The sequence below is a fragment of the Pseudomonas sp. Q2-TVG4-2 genome (assembly GCF_013620795.1).
In the GTDB taxonomy this organism is placed as follows: Bacteria; Pseudomonadota; Gammaproteobacteria; order Pseudomonadales; family Pseudomonadaceae; genus Stutzerimonas.
The window spans coordinates 1-21,304 of sequence record NZ_LGLW01000011.1; the positions used below are offsets into that span (position 1 = coordinate 1).

Here is a 21,304-nt window from a genome sequence, read left to right on the forward strand (position 1 = left end):
CCTCACAATTACACGTCAACGGTTGTTTGCAGGCAATATCCGAACGTGGAACATTGCGGTTGGTAAGCCTCCTTATATATAGGCCCTGCTAGATCTTTTGGCTTAGAGTTTCCGCCGGCTTCCTTCAAACTAGGTTCGTCAGGCTTTACACTGGCGCCCCCTTGATCAGCCCGATGACCTACATGTCGCATACGCCTGCCGATCCGCTCGATCTTTTACTGCTACCTACCTGGCTCGTTCCAGTCGAGCCGGCCGGTGTCGTACTGAAAAACCATGCGCTAGGCGTTCGCGATGGACGCATCGTACTCATAGCCCCCCGCGAGGAAGCTGTCAGTTACCCTGCCCGAGAAACACGGGATCTCACCGGAATGCTTCTAGCACCGGGACTCATCAATGCACACGGTCACGCAGCCATGACCTTGTTTCGCGGGCTGGCTGACGACTTGCCGCTGATGACTTGGCTGCGTGAGCATATTTGGCCGGCGGAAAGCAGGTGGGTCGATGAAGCGTTCGTAAAGGCCGGTAGCGAGCTGGCAATCGCAGAGCAGCTACAGAGTGGCATCACCTGCTTCTCGGATATGTACTTCTTCCCAGAGATAGTCAGTCAGCTTGTGCATAAGCATGGGATCAGGGCGCAGATAACGATTCCGGTTCTAGACTTTCCTATTCCAGGCGCTCGGGATGCCGATGAAGCGCTTCGCAAAGGCGTCGCATTATTCGACGACCTCAAACACCATCCACGGCTGAGCATTGCCTTCGGGCCGCATGCTCCGTATTCCGTAGCCGACGATAAGCTGGAGAGCATTCGTACACTCGTCGCGGAAATGGATATTGGCGTTCATATGCATGTTCACGAAACGGCGCACGAAGTTGAGGAAGCGCTGAGCAAGCATGGCGAGCGCCCATTGGCCCGCTTGGCTCGTCTGCAGCTTCTAGGCCCCCGATTCCAGGCCGTTCATATGACGCAGGTATGTGACGAAGACATCGCCCTACTGGTCGAGCACAACTGCAGCGTAATTCATTGCCCTGAATCCAATTTGAAGTTGGCGAGCGGATTTTGTCCCGTCGAGCGCTTGTGGGAAGCTGGCGTCAATGTCGCCATAGGAACCGATGGCGCAGCCAGCAACAACGATCTCGATTTACTGGGCGAAACCCGAACCGCCGCACTGCTTGCAAAAGCCGTGGCCAGCTCGGCTACCGCGCTCGATGCCCATCGTGCTCTGCGCATGGCTACGCTCAACGGTGCACGTGCACTTGGGCTGGACGACCACACCGGCTCGCTGGAGGTCGGCAAGTTTGCAGACATGGTCGCATTTGATTTATCGCGTCTGGCGCAGCAGCCCGTCTATGATCCTGTTTCGCAGCTCATCTACTCCAGCGGCCGTGATTGTGTACGTCATGTGTGGGTAGGCGGTAAGCAGCTGCTTGATGATCGTCGTCTAACCCGTATGGATGAGGAGAGCCTCATCGCCACTGCCAAGGAATGGGGTGAAAAGATCCGCTCCAAGCATTGAGCAGTCACCTGTATCTGCCCTCCGCGACAAACTGACGTATACGAAGCGCTCCACCAGAGCGCCCTCACCTGATAGAAGCTGGCAAACTAAGCATTTGCGGCCCAAGCTTCTCCCTCAAGCTTTCAAACGGAACAGATCATGAGCAACGTCGACCACGCCGAAATAGCCAAATTCGAAGCCCTCGCCCATCGCTGGTGGGACCGCGAAAGCGAGTTCAAGCCCCTGCATGAGATCAATCCGCTCCGGGTCAACTGGATCGACGAGCACGTTTCGTTGGCTGGCAAGAAAGTTTTGGACGTGGGCTGCGGCGGCGGAATCCTCAGTGAGGCCATGGCCCAGCGTGGTGCTACGGTGACCGGTATCGACATGGGCGAAGCCCCTCTGTCCGTTGCTCGGCTGCATTTGCTCGAGTCCGGGCTGGAAATCGACTATCGGCAGATCACTGCCGAGGCGCTGGCCGAACAGTCCCCGGAGCAGTTCGATGTCGTGACCTGCCTGGAGATGCTTGAGCACGTGCCCGACCCCGCGTCCGTCATCCGCGCTTGCTACAAGATGGTGAAGCCTGGCGGGCAGGTATTTTTCTCTACTATCAACCGCAACCCGAAGGCCTATGCGTTCGCCATCGTTGGCGCAGAGTATCTTCTGCAACTGTTGCCGCGCGGTACCCACGACTATCGCAAGTTCATTCGCCCGTCGGAACTCGGCAGCTGGAGCCGAGAGGTCGGGCTTGCGGTCAACGACATTATCGGCCTGACATATAACCCACTGACGAAACATTACAAGCTGTCACCGGACGTGGATGTCAACTACATGATCCAGACGCGTCGGGAGGCCTGATGCGTCTGCGAGCAGTGTTGTTCGATATGGACGGTACGCTTCTGGATACCGCTCCGGATTTCATCGCTGTGGCTCAGGCCATGCGCCTGGCCCGCGGCCTTGATCGCGTTCCGGACCAGCAAGTACGCGACGTCGTTTCCGGGGGAGCTCGGGCGATGGTGCTCAGCGCGTTCGACGTCGACCCTCTGTCCGAAGAATTCGAAACGCTGCGCCTGGAATTCCTGGACCGTTATCAGCGCCATTGCGCGGTTGAAAGCCAACTGTATGACGGCATGGCGGAACTACTGGCCGAAATCGAGAAGGCGAACCTGATCTGGGGCGTGGTCACTAACAAACCGTTGCGTTTCGCCGAGCCGATCATGCATCAGCTGGGTCTCGCATCGCGCTCTGCCGTGCTGGTCTGCCCCGATCACGTCAGTAAAAGCAAACCCGATCCGGAACCGATGCTGTTGGCTTGCAGCCAGCTGGACCTCGATCCGTCGACTGTGCTGTTCGTAGGCGATGACCTGCGCGATATCGAATCGGGGCGTGCAGCTGGCAGCCGAACGGCGGCGGTGCGCTATGGATACATCCATCCGGATGACAATCCAGATACCTGGGGCGCAGATTTGGTCATCGATCACCCCCTTGAATTGCGAGCCTTGCTGGATTCGAGCAGCTTGAAATAGCTGAACCCGGCATTTGCCACTCTTTACGATAACCATTGGTGGGTTACTGCCCACGCTTTGCAATATGAGGCTTTAGATGTTCGAGTACTCAGCCCGCCCCGACCTGCTTAATAGTCGGATCATCATGGTCACCGGTGCAGGCCGTGGAATTGGCGAAGCCGCAGCCAAAGCCTACGCAGCGCACGGTGCAACTGTGTTGCTATTGGGCAAAAACGAGGACAACCTCAACAGGGTATATGACGAGATTGAAGCTGCCGGCTGGCCTCAACCAGCGGTGATTCCGTTCAATCTGGAAACAGCGCTGCCGCATCAATACGACGAGCTTGCAGCAACCGTCGAGCGTGAATTTGGACGGTTGGACGGGGTGTTACATAACGCAGGTATCGTTGGTCCGCGCACGCCTATCGAGCAATTGTCTGGCGATAACTTCATGCGCGTTATGCAAGTGAACGTCAACGCAGCTTTTATGCTCACCAGTACGCTGCTACCCCTGCTCAAGCTATCCAATGACGCCTCGGTGGTTTTCACATCGAGCAGCGTCGGGCGGAAAGGCCGCGCCTACTGGGGCGCCTACGCCGTATCGAAGTTCGCAACCGAAGGCCTGATGCAGGTATTGGCAGACGAGCTTGACGGTAGCGCCCCGGTACGCAGCAACAGCATCAACCCTGGGGCGACACGTACGGACATGCGCGCAAAAGCCTACCCCGGCGAGAACCCAGCGAACAATCCGCTACCGGCAGATATCATGCCGGTCTATCTCTATCTAATGGGTCCGGACAGTGCAGCTATTAACGGACAAGCGTTAGATGCCCAGTAAGCTGCATGCTTCAAAAGTTCCGATTTGCCTGCCGTCCGCGACGGTAGACCTGCCAATTGGTATCAATCTGCCGCTTCAAACGAAGTCTGCGATCTGATTCCGTTGCGCGCCCTTCATACCGTCACGTCGACACCAGCCTCCACCGTCAATTAGGGAAGGCTGGTCTCGGGGCCGCAGCTGTCAGAGTCGAGTGCATCAGAGCGGCCATTCGGAATCTGTGCTTTCTCGTCTGAAAAAAGGAGGTTCGGTGCCGCCAGCCTCGGCAACGCCACCTATCAGCCATGCGAATCCCGCGAAGACCTGCTGCCCCCGGCAGATCGGACGCTATACCAAGCCAAACGCGACGGTCGCAACCGGACGCCTGTCGCCTCGGTATAACGTGCAGTCCCATGAGATGAGCAATTAAAAAGGGCGAAGCCATTACGGCCTCGCCCTCTTTGATCCTCTCACGCTCTACCTTCAGGGGCGCTTGGAGCGGTCACCGCGCCCGAAACCGGGACGCTGCCCGTCGGACGCTGGCGGACCGCTGCGCTTGGCCGGCAATGGCTTGCCACGGTTACGACCGACAGTGCTCGGCCGCTCTGCCACTGGTGTGCCGCGACCTGGTTTGCTGCGCTCATCGGCATCACGCGGCTTGCGCGCGGGCTGATCGTCGTGCGAGCGACGGCCTTTGTTGCCACCGTTTGGCACGTCCGCTTCATGAGCCGAACGAAGCACCCGCGGGCGACGCTCGCCGCGCCCGATAGGCTTGGCCACCTTGCGCTGCATACGGTCGAGCTTGTCCTTGGTCTTTGCCTTCATGCCAGGCAATGCCACCGACTTGAGACCGACCTCCTCGCTGAGGATGTCGACTTCGCTCTGGGACATCTCGCGCCAGCGCCCCATCGGCAAGTCCGAAGTCATGAATACCGGCCCGAACCGTACACGCTTCAGTCGGCTGACGACGAGCCCCTGCGATTCCCAAAGACGGCGCACCTCACGGTTACGGCCTTCCATCACCACGCAGTGATACCAGTGGTTGAAGCCTTCACCACCGGGCGCTTGCTGGATATCGGTGAAACGTGCCGGTCCGTCTTCGAGCATGACGCCGGTTTTCAGCCGCTCGATCATTTCATCGTCGACCTCGCCACGTACTCGCACTGCGTATTCACGATCCATCTCGTAAGAAGGATGCATCAGGCGGTTGGCCAGCTCACCATCGGTGGTGAACAGCAGTAGGCCGGTGGTGTTGATATCGAGCCGGCCGATGTTGATCCACCGTCCCTCTTTTGGGCGAGGCAAACGATCGAAGACCGTCGGGCGGCCCTCAGGATCATCACGGGTGCAAATCTCGCCATCCGGCTTGTTGTAGATCAACACGCGGCGGACCACTTCAGCGGCTTCTTCGCGCTTGAGCAGTCGGCCGTCGACAGCGATCGCATCATGCAGATCGACACGTTGGCCGAGGGTTGCGACGGCGCCGTTGACCTTGACCCGGCCCGCGGCAATCCAGTTTTCCACGTCGCGGCGCGAGGCCAGGCCAATACGGGCCAAAACCTTCTGTAGCTTTTCGCCGTGGGCAATATGAGGGGTTGTATCTTCGTGTTCGGTCATCTGAGCACCTCCCGGTGTGGCAGTTCCGATAGAAAGGCCGCGCACTATACGCGGACCGGTCCGCCAAAGCACTAAGGCCTGCTCCGGTTTTGTTCGCGGCTTGCGATAAAACCGGAACAGGCCCTAGACAGGTTAGCAGCCTGAACCGTGCGAGCGCGGCGCGCAGTGTTTTTATGCTCGACGCTGGTCCAGCACTGCCAACGCATCAGCCGTGGCTTGCTGAATGCTGGCCCAGTTGCCGTTCTTGAGTGCCGCGCCGTCGATCATCCAGGTGCCGCCAACACACATCACGTTAGGGAGCGCCAAATATTGCGCCGCATTGCCGGCGTTGACCCCACCGGTCGGGCAGAAACGCACATCGGCAAACGGGCCACCGAGGGCCTTGATAGCCGCAACGCCCCCACACACCTCAGCAGGAAACAGCTTGAAGCGCCGGTAGCCGAGTGCGTAGCCGCGCATGATGTCGGATGCGTTACTGATGCCGGCCAACAACGGCACCGAACTGTTCACGCCGGCTCGCAACAGCTCGTCCGTGCAGCCCGGCGAGACAATGAACTGCGCGCCCGCCGCCTCGACCTCGTCCATCATGCGCTTGTCGAGCACCGTACCGGCGCCGACACAGAGCTCAGGCCGCTCTTTGCGCAAGCGACGGATCGCGGTGAGACCGTGTGCTGAGCGCAACGTGATTTCCAGGGCCGTCAGCCCACCAGCGGCAAGCGCATCAGCTAACGGCAGGATCTGGTCTTCGCTGCCTATGGTGATGACGGGAAGGATACGAGCTTCGGTACAGATCTTTTCGATCAGTGCGTTTTTCTGGTCCATGGTCATGGAAAAGTCCTCGGGCCTCACGGGCACCAATAGATCTCTAACGGAGAATGTAAGAATGCGCGAATGGGCATCTGCAACGGGTCGAGCTGCATTGCCTGACGCAGGGTTTCCAACTTGGCCGAGCCCTGAATCGCCAGGCACTGGACCCGGGCGGACGCCAGCAATGAATAGGTCATGCTGATGCGCTGCTCAGGAGGCGTGGGCGCCAGCATCGGTAGGCAACGAGCAGTCCCGTCATTGGCGAGCCCCTGCACCAGCAGTGGGCTGTTCGGGAACAACGAAGCGGTGTGGCCGTCGTTACCCATGCCGAGCACCAGCACGTCGATTGGCTGGCTGAGGCCTCCCAGCCGCTGGTTCGCCAACTCAGCTGCCTGTGCCAGTGTTTCGGCGGGCTGGTAAAGGCCAAGCAGTTGCGCATCGACCGCAGCGCTTTGTAACAAATGACGGCGCACCAGGCCTTCATTGCTGTCGGGGTCATTGACATCTACCCAGCGCTCGTCAGCAAGGCTCACTTGCACCCTCGCCCAGTCCAGCTGGCGCGTCGATAACGCTTCAAGAAAGGCGATCGGACTGCGCCCGCCAGATACCACCAAACTCGCTCGGCCATGGGTGGTAATGGCATAGCTCAGCGCCTCGGCGACGCGATCAGCCAGCGCCTCGGCCAACTGGCCCGGGTCTGGCAGGCTATGCGCGACCACGTCTGACGGCAACTCAAGTTCAGAGATCGCCATACCAGGACCTCCCATCACGTGTAATCAGGGCAATAGACGCGACCGGCCCCCAGGATCCGGCCGGATAGGCTTTCGGCGCGTCGCCGAGGCGTGACCAGCCATCGATAAGCTGATCACACCATTTCCAGGCGTATTCGATTTCATCCTTGCGCACGAACAGGTTCTGATTGCCCTGCATCACCTCGAGCAGCAGGCGTTCATAGGCATCGGGAATACGCGAGCTTTTGTAGGTCTCGGAAAAGTTCAGCTGCAACGGCCCACTGCGAAGGTGCATGCCCTTGTCGAGCCCCTGCTCCTTGGTCATCACCTGCAACGAGATGCCCTCATCCGGCTGCAAGCGAATGATCAGCCGGTTACTGATCAGCGAACGCTGTTCAGGCGCGAAAATATAAAACGGCGGTTCTTTGAAATGGATGACGATCTGCGAGACCTTCTCTGCCATGCGCTTGCCGGTCCGCAAATAAAACGGCACACCTGACCAGCGCCAGTTGCAGATGTCGGCACGTAGCGCGACGAACGTCTCGGTGCTGCTTTCAGCGTTGGAATTCTCTTCCTCCAGATACCCAGGAACAGCCTTGCCACCGACCGACCCGGCCACGTATTGGCCGCGTACCACTTGCTGACCGAGACGCTCCGGCGTGATCGGTGCCAGCGCCTTGAGCACTTTGACCTTCTCGTCGCGAATGCTGTCGGCGGTGAGGTCGCTCGGTGGGTCCATCGCGATCAGGCACAACAGCTGCAGCAGATGATTCTGGATCATGTCGCGCAGCTGACCAGCCTGATCGAAATACCCCCAGCGCCCTTCGATGCCGACGGTCTCGGCAACGGTTATCTCAACATGCGAAATATGGTGTTGATTCCACTGCGTCTCGAACAGGCTATTGGCGAAGCGCAGCGCGATCAGGTTTTGCACCGTCTCCTTGCCAAGATAGTGGTCTATCCGGTAAATCCGCGTCTCGGGGAAATACTGGGCGACCGCGTCATTGACGAGCCGGGAAGACTCAAGATCGTGGCCAATCGGTTTTTCCAACACGACGCGTGTCTGCTCGGCCAGTCGCACCGCCGCAAGGTGCTCACAAATCGATCCGTAAACCGAGGCAGGCGTGGCGAAATAAGCAATCAGCGGCATCTCGGGCGACACCGTCTCTGCCAGAGCCGCGTAATCTTCTGCGTTGCGGAAGTCCATGGTCAGGTACTCCAGCCGCGCCTGAAACCGCGCAAGCGCCGCTTCATCCAACTGAGCGGCGGGTATATACCGGCGCAACGCTTGGTCGATCCGGTCCAGGTGAGCAGAAGGCTCTCCCTTATCGCGCGAAAGCGCCAATATGCGTGTATCGCTATTGAGGAGTCCCGCTCGATCCAGCTGGTAAAGTGCGGGGAACAGCTTGCGCAGCGCCAGATCGCCCAGGGCGCCGAACAAAGCAAAGGAAGTCGCGTCAACGGTGATAGCAGGCATATTTTAAATACTAACCAAATTAGGCTGCGTGACAGATTTGTTTGCGCAGTTTAAGCACATAATGTTGTTATTAAAACAACATATCCGATTTTTTACGTCCCAAACCGGCTGTCAACGACCGCCGCGGACGCAGGCCCTTGAAAGAAGAGACATGGATCGCATGAAAAATCTCTTGGAACAGATAAAAAATCGGCTCGACGAGCTGAATAAAGCGGAAAAGAAAGTCGCGGAAGTGATACTGAGCGACCCGCAGCAGGCTACCCGCTACAGCATCGCGGCGTTGGCGCAGGCAGCCAAGGTCAGCGAACCGACAGTCAATCGCTTCTGCCGCTCATTTGGTGCTGCCGGTTATCCCGTTCTCAAAATACAGCTGGCCCAGAGTCTGGCCAGTGGGGCGGCCTATGTTAGTCGCGCCGTCGAGGCCGATGACGGCCCCGAGGCGTACACCCGGAAAATCTTCGGCAGCGCCATTGCTTCGCTCGATAGCGCCTGCCAGGCCATCGATCCACAGGTGATCAGTCATGCTGTGGACCTGATGATTCAGGCACGGCAAATTCATTTTTTCGGCCTTGGCGCTTCTGCATCGGTCGCGCTGGATGCCCAGCACAAGTTTTTTCGTTTCAACCTGCCGGTCACCGCCCACAGCGACGTGCTCATGCAGCGGATGCTCGCATCGGTTGCACACACCGGCGATCTGTTCGTGATCATCTCCTATACCGGGCGCACCCGCGAATTAGTGGAGGCGGCGACGGTGGCGCGCGACAACGGGGCTTCGGTGCTGGGACTTACCGCCGCGGATTCTCCACTGGCCAGGGTCTGCACGCTGAGTCTGGACATACCCCTGCCCGAAGACACCGATATCTATATGCCGATGACCTCACGGATCATCCAGCTGACAGTGCTCGATGTGCTCGCCGCTGGCGTCACTCTGCGCCGTGGTGTCGACTTCCAGCCGCACCTGCGCAAAATCAAGGAAAGCCTGATGGCGACTCGCTATCCGAACGAAGAAAGCTGATCACTTCTTTCTCTTCCTGGCCTTGCCCAGGGCCTTGAGCCGCAAGGCGGCCAACTCGTTGACCGCCTTGCGCTCCTTATTCTTCATGCGCTTCCAGTCCTTCATTTCATCCCGGCTACGTCCGCAGCCGATACAGACATCGCCCTTGAGCTTGCAGATGCTGATGCACGGGTTCTTTGCTTTATCGCCCAAAACCACCTCCGGTTCAGCTTGAGGACCCTACCGCCTTGGCTAAGTAGAGGCCCTCTTCGCCCCGAGGTTCTAGCGAAACTAAGCTATGAGCTCGATCAGTCCCACCAATACTCCACCTGCACGCCGAAGTTCGAGCCATGCTGGTCGCCACCGAAAGCACCGGTGTCAGACAGCGCACTGCCGGCTGCCATCAGGTTTGCCGCGTCCTGAGCCGCGTCGTTCCACTGAGCGTAGGTGTAGTACAGGCGCACCTCCGGACGCGCCCAGAACTCTGGACCTGCCGGCGACCAAGTCGGCGCCACAGTGAACTTGGCTAATTTGCGGGTGCCTTCCGGTGCGTCGATCTGGTCATGTCCGACCTCAGCGACCAGCTTGAACTGCTCGGTCAGCGCATAGACTGGGCGTACCCCTACCGAGATCCAATCCTGATCACCGCCATCCTGGCGTTTGTCTTTCTGATACACCGCCTGGATCTGGCCACCGAAACGCGGCGTGACCTGCCAATCGAAGTACTCGACAATTCGCCAGCTCGTGTCGCTGCTGCCCAAAGTCACGTCGCCGGTATAGCCGAGGCCGGTACCCGGGCCTTCACCATACTGGACAGCGAAGGTATTGCTGCCGCCAAGGAAGCCGATCTGCTTGTGCTGGGCGGTAACAGCCCAGCCACTGTTAGCGTTGTCACGATCCGGCTCGTCGATATAGCTGACCCCGAATTCCAGCTCGCCGCCGGGGTTGCTGTCAAAGCCGCCGACGTTGAAGTCGTGGCGATTGATGTAGTTTTCCTGGAAAACGTTGTCCTTGCGTGAGAACGCATAGCTGTATTTCAGCCCGCCGATTTCCATGTCCTCAATGCCGGCCCCAGTGGCGCTCTGGTTCCAGTAATAGAAGTCGGAGATATGGATATCGTTCCGCTTGTAGAAGCGCCGCCCTGCCCACAACGAGCCACCGTTAAGCACCGGTACCTTGCTCCACTCGGCATAGGCCTGGACCATGCGCGCCCAACCGTGGTCACCGGTGAATTTCGGTGTGTGATCGTACTCATTGTAGAGCGCCGCCATGCCCTCAAGGCTCACCACCGAACCATCGCTCAGCGTAAACAAGTCGTGGCGCAAGCCCAGCTCCGCGTACTGCTCGCACTCGTTGCCGAGACGGAACTTAGAAGGGGCTCCCGGCAACTGGAAACAGGCTTGCGAAGCGCTTCCGCTTGACTCGCCTACGCCGCTGCGCACGTAACCATTGAAATCCAATGCCTGAACGGTGAATGGCATGGCAAGGCTCGCCAGCGATGCCGCGAGGCCCAGGCGTGTGGTTTTTTTCATATCCGCTCCAATTAGCTCTTATTGTTGTTACTGCCGTTGGATCGAGCCGGTGAAGGCTCTCCTTTACGACCCGCACGCAGCGCCATGCATGCTGCGGCTCGTCTTTTCGCGGCCAGCGGCGTTCGCCGCAGCCGCTGAAACCAGACCATCAATAACATTCAAACAAGCTCGACGCCGGTACGCAGACGCCACGCCACCGGGCCTTTTTTCCACTCAAAGCCAAGACCGCCAATCAACGGGCAACCAGCCGCGTCACCGTGCCGTTACGCCCCGCCGAACCATTACCGGGCGCGACACCCAGTCGCTCGCCGGTCTGAGCGTCGAATAGCAGGACCTTGTCCGGCTCGAACTGCAGCGTCAGCGTCTGGCCGGGATTGGGTGCGGCGTCCGGCGCTAGGCGACAACACACCTTGGTCTGGTTGAGGCTGACGAAAATCATGGTGTCCGGCCCGGTGGGCTCGATGACCTGCACCTCGGCTCGCAGCGACGGCAAATCGGCATCGGTACCGATGCCGATCTGCTCGGGACGAATGCCTAGCATCACTTCACGCCCCTCCAGCGACTCGCCGTGCGCGAGATTAAGCGGCAGCTCGCAGCGGTCTTGACCGCTATCGAGCAAGGCATGCCAACCGCCAACCTGTTTGCTCAGGCGCAGCGGTATGAAGTTCATCGGTGGCGAACCGATAAAGCTCGCCACGAAGAGGTTGGCCGGATTGTTGTAGATGTCTTTCGGCGTGCCGAATTGCTGGACGATGCCGTCCTTCATTACCGCAACCTTGTCGCCCAGGGTCATCGCCTCGATCTGATCGTGAGTAACGTAGACCGTCGTAGTCTTCAGCCGTTGGTGCATCAGTTTGATTTCGGTGCGCATCTCCACTCGTAATTTGGCGTCGAGATTCGATAACGGCTCGTCGAACAGGTAAATCTGCGGGCGCCGCGCCAGCGCTCGTCCCATGGCCACACGCTGCTGCTGGCCACCGGACAGTTGCGACGGCTTGCGCCCCAGCAGGTGCTCAATCTGCAGCAACTGGGCGACTCGGGAGACCTCTTCCTGGATCTTGGCGGCCGGCACTTTGCGCATCTTCAGCCCAAAGGCGATGTTTTCCTGCACGGTCATGGTCGGGTACAGCGCGTAGGACTGAAACACCATGGCGATGTCCCGATCCTTGGGACTGGCGGCACTGATATCAGCGCCATCGACACGGATCTCCCCGCCGGTGATTTCTTCGAGCCCGGCGATGCAATTCATCAGCGTGGATTTTCCGCAACCGGAAGGTCCGACGAGAATCAGGAACTCTCCGTCGTCGATCTTCAGATCGATGTCCTTCAGGGTGTCATGGGCACTGCCCGGGTAGCTCTTGCGGACGTTGCAGAGTTCAAGTGCAGCCATGGTCTTCTCCTAACCCTTGACCGCGCCGGCTGTGAGCCCGCGCAGGAAATATTTGCCGGCGAGGATGTACACCACCAGCGTTGGCAGCCCAGCGATCATCGCCGCAGCCATATCGACGTTGTATTCCTTGGCGCCCGTGCTGGTGTTGACCAGGTTGTTCAGCGCCACGGTGATTGGCTGGGTATCGCCGCTGGCGAACACCACGCCGAACAGAAAGTCGTTCCATATCTGGGTGAACTGCCAGATCAGGCAGACCATGATGGTCGGGATCGACATGGGCAGCAGAATCTTCGCGAAGATCGTGAAGAACCCTGCCCCATCGAGCCGCGCGGCGCGAATCAAGGCGTCCGGCACGCTGACGTAGAAGTTGCGGAAGAACAGCGTGGTGAAGGCCAGGCCGTAGACCAGATGTACCAGCACCAGCCCCGGCGTAGTGTTGGCCAGGCCGAGCTGGCCAAGGGTAAAGGATGCCGGTAGCAGAATGACCTGGAACGGCAGGAAGCAGCCGAATAGCAGCAGCCCGAAGAACAGCTGCGAACCCCGAAAGCGCCACATGGCCAATACATAGCCGTTTAGCGCACCGAGTAGCGTGGAAATGATGACAGCCGGCACAGTGATCTTTACCGAGTTCCAGAAGTAACCACCCACCGCGTCCCAAGCCTTGATCCAGCCGATCACCGTCATCACATCCGGCCAGGACAGCAGGTTGCCGGTGCGGATGTCTTCGGGCGTCTTGAAGCTGGTCAGCAGCATGACCACCAACGGCACCAGATACATCGCGACCGCGGCCAACAGCGTCGCGTAGATCGCAACCCGGCTGAACGTCAGGCGCTTGCGTCCTACAAGGCTAGTCATGGCGCTTGTTCCTCAATTCCGAGTAGAGATAGGGCACGACGATCGCCATCACCGCGCCGAGCATGAGAATCGCACTGGCGGCACCGAGCCCCATCTGGCCACGGGTAAAGGTGTGGGCGTACATGAACATTGCTGGCAGATCCGAGGCGTACCCCGGCCCACCGGCGGTCATCGCAGCCACCAGGTCGAAGGCCTTGATCGCAATGTGCGCGAGGATCATCAACGCGCTGAAAAACACGGGGCGTAGACTCGGCAGGATGATCCGCAGGTAGATGCTCGGCAGGCTTGCACCGTCGATCTGCGCAGCCCGCACGATGGACTGATCGACACCACGCAATCCCGCCAGAAATAACGCCATGACGAATCCCGAGGCCTGCCATACCGCGGCGATCACCAAGCAATAAACGACGCGATCAGGATCGACCAGCCAGTCGAAGCGAAACCCTTCCCAGCCCCAGTCACGGAGCATTTTGTCGATACCGAGTCCCGGATTCAGCAGCCACTTCCAGGCCGTACCGGTGACAATCATCGACAGCGCCATGGGGTACAGATAAACGGTGCGGATGAAGCCTTCGCGGCGGATACGCTGATCCAGCAGCACCGCCAGCAGTACGCCAATGACAAGACTGATGGCGATGAACAAGCTGCCGAACACCAGCAGATTCTTGCTCGCGACCCACCAGCGGTCGTTGTTCCAGAGGCGCTCGTATTGCAGCAGCCCGACCCATTTGTAGCTGGGCATGAAGCGCGAGTTGGTAAAAGAAAGCAGGAACGTCCAGAAGATGTAACCGTAGAAACCGACCAGGACGATCAGCATGCTCGGCGCCAGCATCAGCTTGGGCAGCCAGTTCTGCAACGCATCCAGCGGTGACGTTTTAGTGAAGACGGCAGTTGAGCTCATGCTTGGCTCCGTGGACATACAAGACCCCTAACGCAGCTCCAATCGTTATTAGCAGGCGCGACTCGCCCGTCACGGCCAGTTCGTGGACTGGCCGCTGGAGCCGATGTATCGGCATCGGCTGTTCGAGATAAAAAAGGGCCGCCGAGGACAGCGGCCCAAACGCGCTACTGAACCGCCTGGATCGCCGCAGCCAATTGCTGCGCCGCCTTTTTCGGGTCGGCAGAAGGGTCGTTGAAGAAATTGGTGACCACGTCGAAAACAGCGCCCTGAACGTAGCTCGATGCAGCCATGCCATGGGCCAGGCTTGGCACCAGTCCCGCGCCTTGCGCCGCGGACTTGAAGTCCTCCATCGATTGCTGGGCACAGACGTCGAATTCGGTCATATCCTGATCGAGCCGCACCGGAATCGAGCCCTTATTCTGGTTGAAGAACTGTTGAAATTCAGGCTCCAGCACGGTTCGCGCCAGATCCTTCTGAGCCTGGCGATCCTCGTCCTTGCTGAGTTTGAACATGGCCAACGAGTCGATGTTGTAAGCAAAGCTGCCCTGAGTTCCGGGGAAGGGAAGGCATTGATAGTCGTCACCCGCAATCTTGTTGGCCGCGCTCCATTCGCTCTTGGCCCAGTCACCCATGATCTGCATACCGGCCTTGCCGTTCATCACCATAGCGGTCGCGCTGTTCCAGTCGCGGCCCGCAGCGTTGTTGTCGACATACCCACGCAACTTTTTCAGAGCAGCGAACGCCTCGACCATCTTTTCGCCGGTCAGCACATCACGATCGAGGTCGACGAATGCCTTGCGAAAATCCTCCGGCCCGAGGATGGCTAACGCCAAATCTTCGAACACGGTGCCGTCCTGCCAGGGCTGACCGCCGTGGGCCAGCGGCATGAAGCCAGCGGCCTTAAGCTTATCCGCGGCGGTGAAGAATTCGTCGAGGCTTTGCGGCGGCTTCGCACCGGCTTTCTCGAAGACGTCCGGGTTGATCCACAACCAGTTGACCCGGTGCACATTGACCGGCACGGCGACGTAATCGCCGTCGTATTTCATCGCGGCGGATACCTGCTTGGGCAGCAGCTCGTCCCACTTGGCTTCTTCGGCTACGTCATTGAGATCAGTCAGTAGGCCCAGCTCGCCCCATTCCTGAATATCCGGCCCCTTGATCTGGGCAGCGGCAGGCGCGTTGCCGGATACAGCGCGTGTTTTCAGAACCGTCATCGCGGCCTCGCCACCGCCGCCAGCTACGGCGAAATCTTTCCAGGTGTGTCCCTGCTCTTCGACGAGCCGCTGCAGCGTATCGGCAGCACGCTTTTCGCCGCCCGATGTCCACCAATGCAGGACTTCGACCTCACCGCCGTGAGCGAACGGAACGAGGGAGGCAAGGGAAACTGCGGTAACCAGACGATGAATCGTGTTCATTGGTCTTCCTTTTGTTTTTGTTATCGATGCAAGTCTCTGCTTGCGTTGCATCGATTTTAGGCGCGCCAGTCGGCGCGGCAGGTAACGAAGGGATAGCAAATGGTCACCGTCTCGTTACAAAGCGAGCGCCTCTGTAACGAGCCCGAGAATGGCAGGTGGCCTCACCCTGCATGGCGCGGCAGACTCAAGGTCACCCGCAGACCACCTTCGGGTAGATTGCGCAGGCTGATCTCGCCGCCATGGGCATGTGCGATGTTGCGGGCGATACCGAGACCGAGGCCGTATCCGGGCTGCTTCGCCGCCAGACGAAAGTTCGGTTCAAAGACCTGCTGCAGCCACGCCTGCGGCACTCCAGGCCCTTCGTCATCGACGTGAAGCACGAACGTTTCGCCATCATCGACAATGTGTAGATGCGCTCGCTCGCCGTACTTCAGGGCGTTATCCAGCAGATTGCCGATACAGCGCCGGAGCGCGAGCGGCTTGCCGGCGTAGGGCGCGACGGGCTTGCCCTGAACCGTTACACGGCCGTTGCCCGCAGGCGCCAGGTATGGCTCGGTGACACAATCGAGCAACACGTTCAGATCCAGCGGCTCGATGTTTTCGTGGATGTCGGTGTCCTTGACACATTGCAACGCGCCTTTGACCAGCAGCTCCAGTTCATCGAGATCACGGCTGAACTTGTTCTGCAGGGCCTCATCTTCAAGCAGCTCCACCCGCAGGCGGAGCCGGGTGATCGGGGTGCGCAAATCGTGGGAGATCGCGCTGAACAACTGGCTGCGCTCGGTCAGGTAGCGCCCGATGCGCTCACGCATGCTGTTAAACGCCCGGCTAACCTCGACGACCTCACTGCCGCCCGCTTCGGGCAGCAACTCCACTTCGCTACCCAGCGACATTTCGCGCGCCGCTTGCGCCAACTGCTTGAGCGGACGGCTCTGCCAGTGCACAAGGATGCCGATGAACAACAACAGAAAGCTGGTGGTGAGAAAGATGAACCAGAGCTGCTGGGTCGGGATGCCGTCGTCTTCCAGGCTGACGTAGGGGGCCGGCATCAACGATGCAAGATAGAGCCACTCGCCCGGGGCAATCTGGATCTGCGTCACCAGCACGGGTGGATTCAGCGGTTCCAGACTCAGCGCGTAGTGGGCCCAGGATCGCGGCAGTTCGTCGAGCTTCAGCCCGCCATTGAAGATGCGCAGATCGTCGGGACTGACGAAATTCACCGACATGTCTGCGTCGTTGCCGAGGCGCTCACGCAGCACCTCGTCCACTTCCGCCAGGACTGCCTGTTTGCGCTCGGTCGGCGGCAGAATCTGCATCTCCAAGGGTTTGTCGTTCAACGATACGAAAAAGCGCGTACCGCCCATGCTGCGCAGCTGATCGAGCACCAGCGGGCGATAACCCAGCGGCAGCGAGCGGAAATAACTGACACTGGCAGCCATCGAATGCGCCAGGCTGCGAGCGCTGGTCAGCAGCCCTTCCATCTGGCTCGCGCGCAGCTGTGATACCCAGATGAAGCTCGACAGCGCCTGCGCCAGCAGCACCACCAGCAGGGTCAGAAAGAGCATCCGGCCGAGCAGCGAGTGCGGCACCGGCAACCAACGGCGCTTAGCCGAGCGCGTCATGATGTGGCGCAACCTGGGCAGCCAGCAGGTAACCGCTGCCGCGCACGGTACGGATTAAACGAGGGCACTTACCGGTATCACGTAGTCGCTGACGCAGACGGCTGACGGCCATATCGACGATGCGCTCGAGCGGCATCACTTCGCGACCGCGGGTAGCGTTGGCGATGGTGTCGCGGTCGAGTATCTGCTGCGGATGATCGAGAAACAGCTTGAGGAGCGCGAAATCGGCGCCGGACAAGAGCACCTCCTCGCCATCCTGATGAAACAGCCGGTGGCTGACCATATCCAGCCGCCACTCATCGAACGCCAGCACATCACTGGTGCGTTCCTGACCGAAGTTGACGCGGCGCAGCAGCGCCTTGATCCGGGCCAGCAATTCACGGGGGCTGAAGGGTTTTCCCAGGTAATCATCCGCGCCCAGCTCCAGGCCAATGACCCGGTCAGCCTCGTCCGAGCTGGCAGTCAGCATGATGATTGGCATCTGCGCCAGACGTTGATGGCCGCGTACCCAGCGGCAGAGACTGAAGCCATCTTCGTCGGGCAGCATCACGTCGAGGATCACCAGATCCGCCGGATCACTGCCCATGGCCTCGCGAAATTGCGCACCGTCGCCCACGGTTCGCACCTGGAAACCGGACCGACTGAGGTAGGCGTCGAGCAGCTCGCGAATTTCCTGGTCGTCGTCGACCAGCAGAATCGATCTTCCAGCCTGGTTCACCTGGCATCCCTTCTCTTGTTCTTTTTTCAAAACAGGTCAGTGCCCGCCAGACGCGCCCTCCAGCAGTTGCTGCAAAGCGATGCCTGCGCCTTCCAGCCCAGGGTACTCCGCCGTCACGACCCATACCGGAACGTCGTCAAAATACCGACTCATGCAGCCCTTGTCGCGGAAACTCTGGCGAAAACCGCTTTTTACGAAGAACTCGGCGAAACGCGGCACCATCCCACCGGCAATATAGACACCGCCCTGCGCGCCGGTTGTCAGCACGTTGTCACCCGCGATCCGACCCAGCCAGATGCAAAATTGCTCCAGCACTGCCACGGCGTAGGCATCGTCTGCCAAGGCGGCTGCGGTCACTTCGGCCGGCGTCGTAAATCGTGGAGGCTGCTGATCGAGCGCGCAGCAGGTTCGATAGAGCTCGAGAAGACCACCACCGCTGAGGATCGCCTCGGCATTTACATGACCGAGTTTCTGATGCAAGTGGGCCCACAATGCGGCTTCCCGGGCCGTGCCAATCGGCAGGCAAACATGTCCGCCTTCACCTGGCAATGCTCGCCATCCGCCGTTTTCCAGAGGCAACAACGTGGCGACGCCCAGTCCGGTGCCAGGCCCGATCACCAGGCGTGCCCGCCCGGCTTCGGATTTTCCGGAACAGACCTCAATCAGCTCCCCCTCGCGCAGACGGGTCATGCCAAGCGCCATGGCGGTGAAGTCATTGATCAGCAGCAGATCGCTCAGTCCAAGGTCCTGGCAGAAGGTGTTGCGGCTGAGGCGCCAGTGATTGTTGGTGAAGGCGAACTCATCGCCGCACACCGGTCCGGCACAGGCCAGGCAAACTGCTTGTAGCGCCTCGACGCTTTGCCCAACTCCCCGAAGATAGGCACGAATGGCGTCTTCCGGACGTGGATACTCCATGGTCGGCAGCACCCGCACCGATTCGATTTGCTGATCGCGCCACAAAGCAAAGCGAGCGTTGGTCCCACCGATATCGCCTACCAGTGCCGTCACTTGAGCGCCTCCAGCTCCTCGGTGAACACGCTGGCGCCCTTCTCCGCCGGACTGAACGCCGAACGCAGAAAGCCGAACAGCTCCCGGCCGCAACCAATTCCTAGGTCACTCGGCGCCATCACCCGCTCACGACTGTCGAACTCTGCCTGATCGACCAGCACGCGCAGTTCACCTGTCTCGCCATCGACACGAATGATGTCACCATCGCGCACTCGGCACAGCGGGCCGCCATCGAGCGCCTCGGGGCTGACGTGGATCGCCGCCGGCACCTTGCCCGACGCGCCAGACATACGCCCGTCGGTGACCAGCGCCACCTTGTAGCCACGGTCCTGCAACACACCGAGGAACGGTGTCAGCTTGTGCAGTTCTGGCATGCCGTTGGCCTTCGGCCCTTGGAAGCGCACCACGGCGACGAAGTCCTTCTCCAGCTCGCCTTTCTTGAATGCTTGCGCCAGTTCGGTCTGATCGCTGAACACCCGCGCCGGGGCCTCGACCACACGGTGTTCGGGCGCGACCGCCGAGATTTTGGTTACACCGCGACCGAGGTTACCGTCCAGCACACGCAGGCCGCCTTCGGGCGAGAACGGTCGCTCGGTCGGGCGCAGAATCGCCTCGTCGAGACTGCCTTCCGGACCTTCCCGCCAGATCAATTGACCCTCTTCAATAAAGGGCTCCTGGGTGTACTGCCTGAGACCATGCCCCATGACGGTGTAGACGTCTTCGTGCAACAGTCCGGCATCAAGCAGCGTGCGCACCATGAATGGCACGCCGCCGCAGGCGTGGAAATGGTTCACGTCAGCCTGCCCGTTGGGATAGACCTTGGCCAAGGTCGGCGTTACCGCGGAGATATCCGCCATATCCTGCCAGGTCAGCTGAATACCCGCTGCCTGGGCGAAGGCCGGGATATGCAAGGTGTGATTGGTTGAACCGCCTGTGGCATTCAGCGCCACCACTGAGTTGATGATCGCCTTCTCGTCGACGATCTTGCACAGCGGCAGGTAGTTGCCGGACTGAGGGGTCAGACGAGTCACCTGGCGCGCCGCCTCGCGGGTCAGCTCGTCACGCAGCGGTGTGTACGGGTTAACGAACGAAGATCCAGGCAAGTGCAGCCCCATGATCTCCATCACCACCTGATTGGTATTCGCCGTGCCGTAGAAGGTGCACGTGCCGGGGCTGTGATAGGACAACATCTCAGATTCCAGCAGCTCCTCGCGGCTGGCCTTGCCTTCGGCATAGCGCTGACGAACCTCGGCTTTTTGCTTGTTTGGAATGCCTGAAGGCATCGGCCCGCCCGGCACGAACACCGCCGGCAGGTGACCGAAACGCAAGGCACCAATCATCAGACCCGGGATGATCTTGTCGCAGATACCTAGATACAGCGCAGCGTCAAACATGTTGTGTGACAGCGCAATGGCCGTCGCCATGGCAATCACCTCGCGGCTGGCGAGGCTCATTTCCATTCCCGCCTCACCTTGCGTCACGCCATCACACATAGCCGGGACGCCGCCGGCGAACTGCCCGACCGAGCCGACATCACGCAGCGCCTGCTTGATAATGTCCGGGAAATGCTCGTACGGCTGATGCGCCGACAGCATGTCGTTGTACGCCGAGACGATTGCGACGTTGGCCTCATTCATCAGGCGCAGCTTCTGCTTGTCGCTGGACGACGCACAGCCCGCCACGCCGTGAGCGAAGTTGGCGCATTGCAACTTGCCACGCTGAGGTCCATCACTCGCCGCCCCAGCCATCTGGGCAAGGTAGCGCTGCCGCGACGGGCGGCTGCGCTCGATCAAACGTTCGGTAACTTCTTGAATCCGCGGGTGCATGCCATCACTCCTGCTCGTGAATCTGTAGTTTTACCAACAAAACAACATGTATCTGGGCTTGATTTCTATTTTGACAGGAATAATCTTGTGATTCCTACAACAAATTCCGCCCAGGACCCTCTTATGACTATTCGCATCGCCATCAACGGCTTCGGCCGTATCGGACGCAATGTCCTCCGCGCCCTGTACAGCCAGAGCTACCGCGAGCATCTTCAGGTCGTGGCGATCAATGACCTCGGCAGCTCGGCGATGAATGCTCATCTATTGCAGTACGACAGCGTCCATGGCCATTTCGATGCCAAAATCGAAGTGAATGATGACCGGCTGGTGGTCAACGGAGATTCGATCGCGGTGAGTGCGATCCGCAACCCGGCTGAACTGCCCTGGCGCCAGCACGAGGTCGATGTGGTCTTCGAGTGTACCGGTCTCTTTACCTCCCGCGAGAAAGCCAGCGCTCACCTGGAAGCAGGTGCCGACAAGGTCATCATTTCCGCTCCGGCGTCCGGCGCCGATGCCACCATCGTCTACGGAGTCAATCACGGCATCCTGCGCCAGTCGCATCAGATCATCTCCAACGCGTCCTGCACCACCAACTGCCT

20 protein-coding genes are annotated in these 21,304 nt (G+C 59.7%); 6 read left to right on the top strand and 14 right to left on the bottom strand.

Features of this window, described 5'->3' with window-relative positions; all coding sequences use genetic code 11:
* Positions 1–182: 182 nt before the first annotated feature.
* The 4 genes from H3028_RS19090 to H3028_RS19105 all read left to right on the top strand — a co-directional run bounded on the left by H3028_RS19090 (position 183) and on the right by H3028_RS19105 (position 3,836).
* Positions 183–1,514 (top strand): TRZ/ATZ family hydrolase, encoded by a 1,332-nt coding sequence (locus tag H3028_RS19090; RefSeq protein ID WP_181298821.1) that lies wholly within the window; start codon positions 183–185, stop codon positions 1,512–1,514.
* Between the two features lie 138 nt (positions 1,515–1,652).
* On the top strand, positions 1,653–2,351 hold the full coding sequence (gene ubiG / locus H3028_RS19095) for a bifunctional 2-polyprenyl-6-hydroxyphenol methylase/3-demethylubiquinol 3-O-methyltransferase UbiG (RefSeq protein WP_181298805.1): 699 nt from the start codon (positions 1,653–1,655) through the stop codon (positions 2,349–2,351).
* Positions 2,351–3,019 carry an N-acetylmuramic acid 6-phosphate phosphatase MupP gene (gene mupP, locus H3028_RS19100; RefSeq protein ID WP_181298806.1) on the top strand — a complete coding sequence of 223 codons (669 nt, stop codon included), beginning with the start codon at positions 2,351–2,353 and terminating at the stop codon, positions 3,017–3,019. The genes ubiG and mupP overlap by 1 nt, the downstream gene beginning before the upstream one ends.
* Before the next feature lie 76 nt (positions 3,020–3,095).
* The gene (locus H3028_RS19105) at positions 3,096–3,836 is read left to right on the top strand and encodes a YciK family oxidoreductase (RefSeq protein ID WP_181298807.1); all 741 of its coding nucleotides are present in this window, start codon (positions 3,096–3,098) and stop codon (positions 3,834–3,836) included.
* A 459-nt stretch (positions 3,837–4,295) separates the two neighbouring features.
* Here the strand turns inward: H3028_RS19105 and rluB are convergent, their stop codons facing one another.
* The 4 genes from rluB to zwf form a co-directional block, all read right to left on the bottom strand.
* Complete coding sequence (gene rluB / locus H3028_RS19110; RefSeq protein ID WP_181298808.1) at positions 4,296–5,429, bottom strand: 23S rRNA pseudouridine(2605) synthase RluB; 1,134 nt, start codon at positions 5,427–5,429, stop codon at positions 4,296–4,298.
* Positions 5,430–5,600: 171 nt separating this feature from the next.
* A complete protein-coding gene (locus H3028_RS19115; RefSeq protein ID WP_181298809.1) occupies positions 5,601–6,257 on the bottom strand; it encodes a bifunctional 4-hydroxy-2-oxoglutarate aldolase/2-dehydro-3-deoxy-phosphogluconate aldolase in 657 nt (218 codons plus the stop codon).
* 17 nt (positions 6,258–6,274) lie between these two features.
* On the bottom strand, positions 6,275–6,988 hold the full coding sequence (gene pgl, locus H3028_RS19120) for a 6-phosphogluconolactonase (protein WP_181298810.1): 714 nt from the start codon (positions 6,986–6,988) through the stop codon (positions 6,275–6,277).
* A complete protein-coding gene (gene zwf / locus H3028_RS19125; protein ID WP_181298811.1) occupies positions 6,975–8,444 on the bottom strand; it encodes a glucose-6-phosphate dehydrogenase in 1,470 nt (489 codons plus the stop codon). Before zwf ends, pgl begins: the two co-directional genes overlap by 14 nt.
* 160 nt (positions 8,445–8,604) lie before the next feature.
* Between zwf and H3028_RS19130 the strand changes: the two genes are divergently transcribed.
* Positions 8,605–9,459 (top strand): MurR/RpiR family transcriptional regulator, encoded by an 855-nt coding sequence (locus H3028_RS19130; protein WP_181298822.1) that lies wholly within the window; start codon positions 8,605–8,607, stop codon positions 9,457–9,459.
* Here the strand turns inward: H3028_RS19130 and H3028_RS19135 are convergent, their stop codons facing one another.
* The 10 genes from H3028_RS19135 to edd form a co-directional block, all read right to left on the bottom strand.
* Positions 9,460–9,651, bottom strand: coding sequence for a DUF1289 domain-containing protein (locus H3028_RS19135; protein WP_181298812.1), 192 nt, complete (start codon positions 9,649–9,651; stop codon positions 9,460–9,462). It abuts the gene before it with no gap.
* Between the two features lie 95 nt (positions 9,652–9,746).
* Positions 9,747–10,970, bottom strand: coding sequence for a carbohydrate porin (locus H3028_RS19140; RefSeq protein WP_181298813.1), 1,224 nt, complete (start codon positions 10,968–10,970; stop codon positions 9,747–9,749).
* 232 nt (positions 10,971–11,202) lie between these two features.
* On the bottom strand, positions 11,203–12,360 hold the full coding sequence (locus H3028_RS19145) for an ABC transporter ATP-binding protein (protein ID WP_181298814.1): 1,158 nt from the start codon (positions 12,358–12,360) through the stop codon (positions 11,203–11,205).
* Positions 12,361–12,369: 9 nt separating this feature from the next.
* Positions 12,370–13,215 (bottom strand): carbohydrate ABC transporter permease, encoded by an 846-nt coding sequence (locus H3028_RS19150; RefSeq protein ID WP_181298815.1) that lies wholly within the window; start codon positions 13,213–13,215, stop codon positions 12,370–12,372.
* The gene (locus H3028_RS19155) at positions 13,208–14,116 is read right to left on the bottom strand and encodes a carbohydrate ABC transporter permease (RefSeq protein ID WP_181298816.1); all 909 of its coding nucleotides are present in this window, start codon (positions 14,114–14,116) and stop codon (positions 13,208–13,210) included. The genes H3028_RS19150 and H3028_RS19155 overlap by 8 nt, the downstream gene beginning before the upstream one ends.
* 164 nt (positions 14,117–14,280) lie before the next feature.
* Positions 14,281–15,531 carry an ABC transporter substrate-binding protein gene (locus H3028_RS19160; RefSeq protein WP_181298817.1) on the bottom strand — a complete coding sequence of 417 codons (1,251 nt, stop codon included), beginning with the start codon at positions 15,529–15,531 and terminating at the stop codon, positions 14,281–14,283.
* 161 nt (positions 15,532–15,692) lie between these two features.
* Positions 15,693–17,153, bottom strand: a complete 1,461-nt coding sequence (locus tag H3028_RS19165; RefSeq protein ID WP_181298818.1) for an ATP-binding protein — start codon at positions 17,151–17,153, stop codon at positions 15,693–15,695.
* Positions 17,137–17,871 (bottom strand): response regulator, encoded by a 735-nt coding sequence (locus H3028_RS19170; RefSeq protein WP_181298823.1) that lies wholly within the window; start codon positions 17,869–17,871, stop codon positions 17,137–17,139. Before H3028_RS19170 ends, H3028_RS19165 begins: the two co-directional genes overlap by 17 nt.
* Before the next feature lie 36 nt (positions 17,872–17,907).
* Positions 17,908–18,879: a glucokinase gene (locus H3028_RS19175; protein ID WP_181298819.1), complete on the bottom strand. Its 972-nt coding sequence runs from the start codon at positions 18,877–18,879 to the stop codon at positions 17,908–17,910.
* Positions 18,876–20,705 (bottom strand): phosphogluconate dehydratase, encoded by a 1,830-nt coding sequence (edd, locus tag H3028_RS19180; protein ID WP_181298820.1) that lies wholly within the window; start codon positions 20,703–20,705, stop codon positions 18,876–18,878. Before edd ends, H3028_RS19175 begins: the two co-directional genes overlap by 4 nt.
* Before the next feature lie 123 nt (positions 20,706–20,828).
* On the opposite strand from edd, the gene H3028_RS19185 reads away from it, so the two are divergent.
* A partial coding sequence (locus H3028_RS19185; protein WP_258237851.1) for a glyceraldehyde 3-phosphate dehydrogenase NAD-binding domain-containing protein occupies positions 20,829–21,304 on the top strand: 476 nt, incomplete at its 3' end.

What these genes read in the sequence shown, in the direction of transcription:
- rluB (WP_181298808.1), bottom strand. Translation starts at nt 5,429, where the DNA reads ATGACCGAACACGAAGATACAACCCCTCATATTGCCCACGGCGAAAAG.
- H3028_RS19160 (WP_181298817.1), bottom strand. Translation starts at nt 15,531, where the DNA reads ATGAACACGATTCATCGTCTGGTTACCGCAGTTTCCCTTGCCTCCCTC.
- H3028_RS19145 (WP_181298814.1), bottom strand. Translation starts at nt 12,360, where the DNA reads ATGGCTGCACTTGAACTCTGCAACGTCCGCAAGAGCTACCCGGGCAGT.
- H3028_RS19165 (WP_181298818.1), bottom strand. Translation starts at nt 17,153, where the DNA reads ATGACGCGCTCGGCTAAGCGCCGTTGGTTGCCGGTGCCGCACTCGCTG.
- H3028_RS19130 (WP_181298822.1), top strand. Translation starts at nt 8,605, where the DNA reads ATGAAAAATCTCTTGGAACAGATAAAAAATCGGCTCGACGAGCTGAAT.
- H3028_RS19140 (WP_181298813.1), bottom strand. Translation starts at nt 10,970, where the DNA reads ATGAAAAAAACCACACGCCTGGGCCTCGCGGCATCGCTGGCGAGCCTT.
- pgl (WP_181298810.1), bottom strand. Translation starts at nt 6,988, where the DNA reads ATGGCGATCTCTGAACTTGAGTTGCCGTCAGACGTGGTCGCGCATAGC.
- H3028_RS19155 (WP_181298816.1), bottom strand. Translation starts at nt 14,116, where the DNA reads ATGAGCTCAACTGCCGTCTTCACTAAAACGTCACCGCTGGATGCGTTG.
- H3028_RS19115 (WP_181298809.1), bottom strand. Translation starts at nt 6,257, where the DNA reads ATGACCATGGACCAGAAAAACGCACTGATCGAAAAGATCTGTACCGAA.
- edd (WP_181298820.1), bottom strand. Translation starts at nt 20,705, where the DNA reads ATGCACCCGCGGATTCAAGAAGTTACCGAACGTTTGATCGAGCGCAGC.
- H3028_RS19150 (WP_181298815.1), bottom strand. Translation starts at nt 13,215, where the DNA reads ATGACTAGCCTTGTAGGACGCAAGCGCCTGACGTTCAGCCGGGTTGCG.
- mupP (WP_181298806.1), top strand. Translation starts at nt 2,351, where the DNA reads ATGCGTCTGCGAGCAGTGTTGTTCGATATGGACGGTACGCTTCTGGAT.
- zwf (WP_181298811.1), bottom strand. Translation starts at nt 8,444, where the DNA reads ATGCCTGCTATCACCGTTGACGCGACTTCCTTTGCTTTGTTCGGCGCC.
- ubiG (WP_181298805.1), top strand. Translation starts at nt 1,653, where the DNA reads ATGAGCAACGTCGACCACGCCGAAATAGCCAAATTCGAAGCCCTCGCC.
- H3028_RS19090 (WP_181298821.1), top strand. Translation starts at nt 183, where the DNA reads ATGTCGCATACGCCTGCCGATCCGCTCGATCTTTTACTGCTACCTACC.
- H3028_RS19105 (WP_181298807.1), top strand. Translation starts at nt 3,096, where the DNA reads ATGTTCGAGTACTCAGCCCGCCCCGACCTGCTTAATAGTCGGATCATC.